The following is a 6803-nucleotide window of genomic DNA, read 5'->3' on the forward strand; positions in this document are numbered from 1 at the left end:
GGCACATCCTCAGGCGTTGCCGAGGATCCGGTCCACCGCGATCTCGATGACCACGCGCGCCGGGTTCTCGCGGGGTGTGCGGTACCGGCGGGCGTAGCGCTCCACCGCGTCGGCGACAGCCTCGGCGTCGTCCCGGACCACCGCCGTGCCCTCCAGGGTCACCCAACGACGCCCGTCCACCTGGCAGACGGCGACGCGGCCCTGCCCCTCGCGCACGTGCCGTGCCTTCATCGAGGTGCCCGAGGTGATCACCCTCGCGGTCCGCGTCGCCGCGTCGTAGGTGACGCCCACGGGCACCACGTGGGGCGTGCCGTCGGCGCGCAAAGTGGTCAGCGTCGCGAGGTGCCGCTCGGTGAGGAACTCCAGCAGGCCGGGGCCCGGGTGGGAGAGGTCGCGGGCCATCCCTGCAGCGTACGGATGGGGCGCGTGGTGCCCGAGCGCCGCTCCCGGCGGTCGGGGGGACCGCACCGCGGACCGAGCCGCCTACGCTGGGGACGTGGTGTTCTCGAAGATCCTCCGTGCCGGTGAGGGCAAGCTCGTCCGACGGCTCTCCAGAATCGCCGATGCGGTCGAGTCGATCGCCGACGACTACACCGACCTCTCCGACGCCGAGCTCCGGGCCAAGACCGACGAGTTCAAGGAGCGGCACGCCGACGGGGAATCCCTCGACGCGCTGCTGCCCGAGGCGTTCGCCGTCGTCCGGGAGGCGGCCACGCGCACGCTGGGCCAGCGGCACTTCCGCGTCCAGCTGATGGGCGGCGCGGCGCTGCACCTGGGCAACATCGCCGAGATGCGCACCGGTGAGGGCAAGACCCTGACCGGCGTGCTGCCGGCGTACCTCAACGCGCTCACCAGCAAGGGCGTGCACGTCGTCACGGTCAACGACTACCTGGCCAAGCGCGACGCCGAGTGGATGGGCCGGGTGCACCGCTTCCTCGGGCTGAGCGTCGGCACGATCCTGTCCGGCCAGACCCCGGCCGAGCGTCGCGAGCACTACGGCGCCGACATCACCTACGGCACGAACAACGAGTTCGGCTTCGACTACCTGCGCGACAACATGGCCTGGAGCAAGGCCGACCTCGTGCAGCGCGGCCACCACTACGCGATCGTCGACGAGGTCGACTCGATCCTCATCGACGAGGCCCGCACCCCGCTGATCATCAGCGGTCCGGCCGAGACCGCCGGCAAGTGGTACCTCGAGTTCGCGCGGATCGTCCCGATGATGAAGCGCGACGTCCACTACGAGGTGGAGGAGGCCAAGCGCACGGTCGCCGTGACCGAGGAGGGCGTGGAGTTCGTCGAGGACCAGCTCGGCATCGACAACCTCTACGAGGCGGTCAACACCCCGCTGATCGGCTACCTGAACAACGCGCTCAAGGCCAAGGAGCTGTTCAAGAAGGACCAGCAGTACATCGTCACCAACGGCGAGGTCCTCATCGTCGACGAGTTCACCGGCCGCGTGCTGGCCGGGCGCCGCTACAACGAGGGCATGCACCAGGCCATCGAGGCCAAGGAGAAGGTGAAGATCAAGGACGAAAACCAGACCCTCGCCACGATCACCCTCCAGAACTACTTCCGGCTCTACGAGAAGCTCTCCGGGATGACCGGTACGGCCCAGACCGAGGCCGCCGAGCTGCACCAGACCTACAAGCTCGGTGTCGTCCCGATCCCCACGAACCGGCCGATGGTCCGCGAGGACCGCTCCGACGTCATCTACAAGACGGAGAAGGCCAAGTTCGACGCCGTCGTCGAGGACATCGCCGAGCGGCACGACGCCGGTCAGCCGGTCCTGGTCGGTACCGCCAGCGTCGAGAAGTCCGAGCTCCTGGCCAAGTACCTGCTCAAGCGCGGCATCCCGCACGAGGTCCTGAACGCCAAGAACCACGCCCGGGAGGCGTCGATCATCGCCCAGGCCGGGCGGCCGGGGGCGGTCACGGTGGCCACCAACATGGCCGGCCGTGGCACCGACATCCAGCTCGGCGGCAGCGCCGAGTTCATCGCCGACGAGACGCTGCGCGCCCGCGGCCTCTCCCCGTCGGAGACGCCTGAGGAGTACGAGGCCGCCTGGGACGACGCGCTCGCCGCGGCGAAGGCCCGGGTGAAGGCCGAGCACGAGGCGGTCACCGAGGCCGGCGGCCTGTACGTGCTGGGCACCGAGCGGCACGAGAGCCGCCGCATCGACAACCAGCTGCGCGGCCGTTCCGGGCGCCAGGGCGACCCGGGGGAGTCCCGGTTCTACCTGTCGCTGGGCGACGACCTGATGCGCCGCTTCAACGGCCCGATGCTCGAGTCGATGATGAACACCCTGCGGGTGCCCGACGACCAGCCCATCGAGTCGAAGATGGTCACCCGGGCGATCCTGTCGGCGCAGACCCAGGTGGAGCAGCAGAACCACGAGGTCCGCAAGGACGTCCTGAAGTACGACGAGGTCCTCAACCGCCAGCGCACCGTCATCTACGACGAGCGGCGCAAGGTGCTCGACGGCGCCGACCTGCACGAGCAGGTCCGGTCGATGGTCGACGACGTCGTCGCCGCCTACGTCGACGGCGCGACCGAGACCGGCTACGCCGAGGACTGGGACCTCGAGCAGCTGTGGACCGGGCTCAAGGCGCTGTACCCGGTGGGCCTCACCATCGACGAGCTCGTAGACCAGGTGGCCGGCGGCGAGCAGACCGACCTGACGCCGGGCAGCCTGAAGCAGGCGCTGCTCGACGACGTGCACCGCGCCTACGCCGACCGCGAGGCGAAGCTCGGCGCGGAGGTCATGCGCGAGCTGGAGCGCCGGGTGCTGCTCTCGGTCATGGACCGCAAGTGGCGCGAGCACCTCTACGAGATGGACTACCTGCGGGCCGGCATCCACCTGCGCGCGATGGCCAACCGCGACCCGGTCGTGGAGTACCAGCGCGAGGGCTACGACATGTTCGTGGCGATGCTCGACGGCATCAAGGAGGAGTCCGTCGGCTTCCTGTTCAACCTCGAGGTGAAGACCAAGGACGAGCAGGAGGCCGAGGCGAAGGCCAAGCAGGCCGAGGCCGAGGCCAAGGCGCTCGCCGCGGCCCAGGAGGGGACGGCCAAGGTGCTGGCCCGCCAGGCCGCCGCCAACAAGGCCGCGGGTGGCGCGGCCGCTCCTGCGACCGCCCGCCGGTCGACGGCCGCGGCTGCGCCGGCAGCGGCCGCGGCCGCGGCGGCTCCTGCCGCCGAGGCGCCGGTGCCCTCGGGCACGGGGCCGGAGCTGGCGGTCAAGGGGCTCGAGCAGCCGCGGCGTGCGGAGAACCTGACCTACTCCGCGCCGAGCCTGGACGCGTCGGCGGCCGACGGCGGCCGGGCGAAGGCCGCCAAGACGGCGACGGTCTCCGGCACCAAGGAGACCCCGCGCAACGCGCCCTGCCCCTGCGGCTCGGGCAAGAAGTACAAGCAGTGCCACGGGGGAGCCGGAGCGAACTGATCCGCTGACCCGACGACGCCCCGCCGACCGCGATGGTCGGCGGGGCGTCCAGAAGGACCCCGTCCCTCTCACCCCTCGCACGCTCGGGGCGAGCCTCCGGACGGGGCCACTAGCCGATCTGCAGGGCGGTGCACCGCCAGCGGCCGTCGATGCCCTCCAGGCGGGCGGCGACCGCGTGCGCCCGGCCGGCGCGGTGGGCGACGGCGCTGACCTCGGCCACCCCGTCCACCGGCTCGCAGACCTGGACCCGGCCCAGGACCACCGGGCCTTTCCCCTCGGTGCACCAGCCGGGGCGCCGGCCGCTGGTGAGCGCGGCGTAGACGCCGACCGTGGTGAACGGGCGGAGCTGGGTGAGCGGGCGGCGGCCGGTGAGCGCCTCGAGCGTCGTGGTGAGCAGCGCGCGCCCGGTCGCCGCAGCGGTCGGCAGGTCGGACCGGGCGGACCACACCGGCCCGAAGTCGCCGTCGGGCACCGGGGCCTGGAGCTTCCGCGGCCGCGGACCGGGCCGGTGCGCCGGGCGGGGGACCGCGCGGTCGGGGTGCACCAGCCGCAGCGCCGCCCGTTCCTCGAGCGGGGGCTGCGGCGTGGGGACGACGGCCAGCCGGAGGGTCGGCTGGACGGCGGACGGGGCGGTGGGGGACAGCGCGGACATCGGAGCTCCCGGTGGACGTTGGTCGAGGTGCGGGTCAGGGCAGGACGGGCGGGCGCAGGATCTGGCCGGGCAGGAGGAGGTCGGGGTCGGGCCCGATGACGTCGGCGTTGGCCTGCCACCACGCCTGGACGGCGTCCGCCACCTCCGCGGACGTGGGCTCCTGACCGGTGCCGGCGGCCAGCCGGCGCTCGGCGATCGACCACAGGCAGTCGCCCCGGACGACGACGTGCTCACCGGCTTGCGCGGCCGGCGGCCAGTCCGGGACCGCTGCAGGGGAGGCGGGGACCGGCCAGTCGGGGACGTCGGTCGGCTGCCGGTCGAGCACGGTGGACGCCGCCCAGTCGGGGACGGCGGACCGCGGAGCGACCGGCAGCTCCTGTGCGGTGGTCGCGCCGTCGACCGCGCCTGCCGCGACACCGAGCGACGGCGGGGCGATGCCGAGGCCGATGCCCAGCGCGATCGCGGCGGCACGGCGCGCGCCCGCGGGGAGCACGCGGCGCAGGGTGCCGGAGGCGAGGTCACCGGCCAGGCCGGGCAGGGCGGAGGCGGCGGTGAGGGCGAGCCCGAGCGCGCCCCAGGCCCAGGCCAGCCGGGCGAGGAGGCCCGCGAGGTGCAGCACGAGGACGTCTGCGCCGGCGGAGTCGACGGTGACCTGCGGAGCGGCCAGCGCGCCCCAGGTGTCGCCGATCGAGGGCGCGAGGACGGTCAGGCCGCCGGCGATCACGGCCATGCCGAGCGCCGTCCCGAGCAGTCGCCGTGCCGACATGGCCTCTCCTCTCGCGTTGACCGGGCCACACTAAAGCAAGCAAATGCAGGCAAATGCAAGTATCAGCACGATCTAGGCTGTGCGCATGCGGTGGCAGCAGCTCTTCGCGGACCTCCAGGCCCAGTTCGAGACGGCCGAGGACGCCGAGGCGCGCGCGGAGTGGGCATCGCGGGCGAGGGCGGAGATGGGGGCGGTCCGGCTCGCCGACCGGCTCGCGGGCTCGGTCGGGAGCGAGGTCGTCCTGACCTGCCGGGGGGCGGGGCGGGTGACGGGCGTGCTCGCCGACGTCGGGGTGGACTGGCTGCTGGTCGACGACGGGCGCGGCCGGGACCAGCTGGTGTCGACCGGCGCGGTGCGCGCGGTGTCCGGACTGGGTCGCTGGGCCGCACCCGCCGAGGACGACGCCCCGGTCCGGGTCCGGCTGGATCTGCGGCGGGCGCTACGCGGGCTGGCGCGCGACCGGAGCGCCGTCCAGGTCGTGCTGGACGAGGGGACGGTGCTCACCGGGACGATCGACCGGGTGGGCGCCGACTACGTGGATCTGGCCGAGCACGCGGCCGACGAGCCGCGGCGGGCCGGCGCGGTGCGCCAGGTGCACGCCGTCGTCATCGACGCGGTGGCCGTGGTGCGGACGCTCCTGCCCGGCTGGGACTGACCCGCGGGCAGGGGGCTAGCGCTCAGGCGCGCTGCTCGGCTCCCGCCGCCGCGGTGCTCTCCGGGGTGGCGGGCTCCTCCGGCACGGTGCCGGCGCGCGCCTCGGCGTACTTCTGCTGGATGAAGCGCTCCAGCTCGTCCACCTCGACCCGCCACTGGCCGCGGCCACCGATCTGGATCGCGAGCAGCTCCTTGCGGCGGACCAGCGCGTAGGCCTGCGACCACGAGACGTTGAGGATCTCGGCGACGTCGTCGAGGGTCAGGAAACGGGGCGTGGGCATCTGCGATCTCCATCCGGTCGCCGCCCAGTCTGTCAGCCGCACCGGTGGAACGTGATCGTTGTCCACACACGTTCGTGTGGATGACGGATGCACGGAAACGCGATCGTGTCGCATCATCTGCGTTCGAACGTCGTCCGCACTCGGCAACGGCGGCTCAATGCGCCCCTCGGGGCGTCCGACGTGCTGGAAGAGGTGAGGCGCCGTGACCGCCGTCCGGAATCCGGTCGACGTCGACGCCGGGGAGCTCCCGTCCGGTCCGGCGCCCCGCCGCGTCCGCGCCCCCGGCTGGCTGGACCTGCGGCTGGTGCTCGGCGTCCTGCTGGTGCTGGGCTCGGTCCTGCTGGGCGCCCGTGTCGTCAGCGCCGCGGACGCCACCGTGCCGGTGTGGAGCGCGGCCTCCGATCTCGCCGCCGGCACCGAGCTGACCGCCGACGACCTCGTCGTCGTCGACGTGCGGCTGGACGAGGCCGCGTCGCTGTACCTGTCGGGGAACACCCGGCCGGAGGGCAGCGTCCTCTCCCGCGGGGTGCGAGCCGGCGAACTGCTGCCGTTCGCGGCGCTGGAGGAGCCCGCGGACCTGGTGCAGGTCGCCCTGCCCGTGCAGGCCGGATACCTGCCGCCGGGGGTGCAGCGCGGTCGGGTGATCGACGTGTACGCGGTCGCCGACCCCGCCGCCGGGGCCACGGGCCCCGCGATCGGCAGCGTCACGCTCGTCGTCGGCGGCGTGCCCGTGCAGGCGGTGTCCGGCAGCAGCGAGGGGGTCCTGTCGACGCCGACCACCACGGTCCAGGTCGTGGTCAGCGTCCCCGCGGACGAGGCCGCCGACGTGCTCGCCGCCATCGCCGGCCGGCCCCTGGTGGTGGTCGTCCACGAGTCCGTCGTCGACCCGGCCGACCGCCCGACGTCGGCCGCGGCGGACCGCCCGGCCGCCGCCGGCACCGCACCCCCGGCCACCGCGCCGAGCGCGCCCCCGGCGGAGACCTCCGCCCCGGCCCCGGCTCCAGA

At 73.7% G+C, this 6803-nt stretch carries 7 protein-coding genes; 3 read left to right on the forward strand and 4 right to left on the reverse strand.

Annotation, left to right across the window (positions count from 1 at the left end; genetic code table 11):
- Window positions 1-9 precede the first annotated feature (9 nt).
- Window positions 10-402, reverse strand: coding sequence for a pyridoxamine 5'-phosphate oxidase family protein (locus C5507_RS19265; RefSeq protein WP_104530116.1), 393 nt, complete (start codon window positions 400-402; stop codon window positions 10-12).
- 94 nt (window positions 403-496) lie between these two features.
- On the opposite strand from C5507_RS19265, the gene secA reads away from it, so the two are divergent.
- Complete coding sequence (secA, locus tag C5507_RS19270) at window positions 497-3445, forward strand: preprotein translocase subunit SecA (protein WP_104530117.1); 2949 nt, start codon at window positions 497-499, stop codon at window positions 3443-3445.
- A 109-nt stretch (window positions 3446-3554) separates the two neighbouring features.
- Here secA and C5507_RS19275 read toward each other — a convergent pair whose 3' ends face one another.
- Both C5507_RS19275 and C5507_RS19280 read right to left on the reverse strand, forming a co-directional pair.
- Window positions 3555-4097 carry an Rv3235 family protein gene (locus tag C5507_RS19275; protein ID WP_104530118.1) on the reverse strand — a complete coding sequence of 181 codons (543 nt, stop codon included), beginning with the start codon at window positions 4095-4097 and terminating at the stop codon, window positions 3555-3557.
- A gap of 34 nt (window positions 4098-4131) precedes the next feature.
- Window positions 4132-4863, reverse strand: a complete 732-nt coding sequence (locus C5507_RS19280; RefSeq protein WP_104530119.1) for a LysM peptidoglycan-binding domain-containing protein — start codon at window positions 4861-4863, stop codon at window positions 4132-4134.
- 85 nt (window positions 4864-4948) lie between these two features.
- On the opposite strand from C5507_RS19280, the gene C5507_RS19285 reads away from it, so the two are divergent.
- Window positions 4949-5518, forward strand: a complete 570-nt coding sequence (locus C5507_RS19285) for a hypothetical protein (protein WP_104530128.1) — start codon at window positions 4949-4951, stop codon at window positions 5516-5518.
- A gap of 22 nt (window positions 5519-5540) precedes the next feature.
- Here the strand turns inward: C5507_RS19285 and C5507_RS19290 are convergent, their stop codons facing one another.
- A complete protein-coding gene (locus tag C5507_RS19290; RefSeq protein ID WP_104530120.1) occupies window positions 5541-5798 on the reverse strand; it encodes a helix-turn-helix domain-containing protein in 258 nt (85 codons plus the stop codon).
- A gap of 202 nt (window positions 5799-6000) precedes the next feature.
- Here C5507_RS19290 and C5507_RS19295 point away from each other — a divergent pair.
- Window positions 6001-6803: SAF domain-containing protein (locus C5507_RS19295; RefSeq protein ID WP_104530121.1), on the forward strand; the 803-nt coding region annotated here is incomplete at its 3' end.

This window comes from Blastococcus saxobsidens (assembly GCF_002938435.1).
Taxonomy (GTDB): domain Bacteria; phylum Actinomycetota; class Actinomycetes; order Mycobacteriales; family Geodermatophilaceae; genus Blastococcus; species Blastococcus saxobsidens.

Bases quoted from the DNA above. Each gene is read 5' to 3' on its own strand.
- C5507_RS19265 (WP_104530116.1), bottom strand. From the start codon at position 402: ATGGCCCGCGACCTCTCCCACCCGGGCCCCGGCCTGCTGGAGTTCCTC.
- C5507_RS19275 (WP_104530118.1), bottom strand. From the start codon at position 4,097: ATGTCCGCGCTGTCCCCCACCGCCCCGTCCGCCGTCCAGCCGACCCTC.
- C5507_RS19280 (WP_104530119.1), bottom strand. From the start codon at position 4,863: ATGTCGGCACGGCGACTGCTCGGGACGGCGCTCGGCATGGCCGTGATC.
- C5507_RS19285 (WP_104530128.1), top strand. From the start codon at position 4,949: ATGCGGTGGCAGCAGCTCTTCGCGGACCTCCAGGCCCAGTTCGAGACG.
- C5507_RS19290 (WP_104530120.1), bottom strand. From the start codon at position 5,798: ATGCCCACGCCCCGTTTCCTGACCCTCGACGACGTCGCCGAGATCCTC.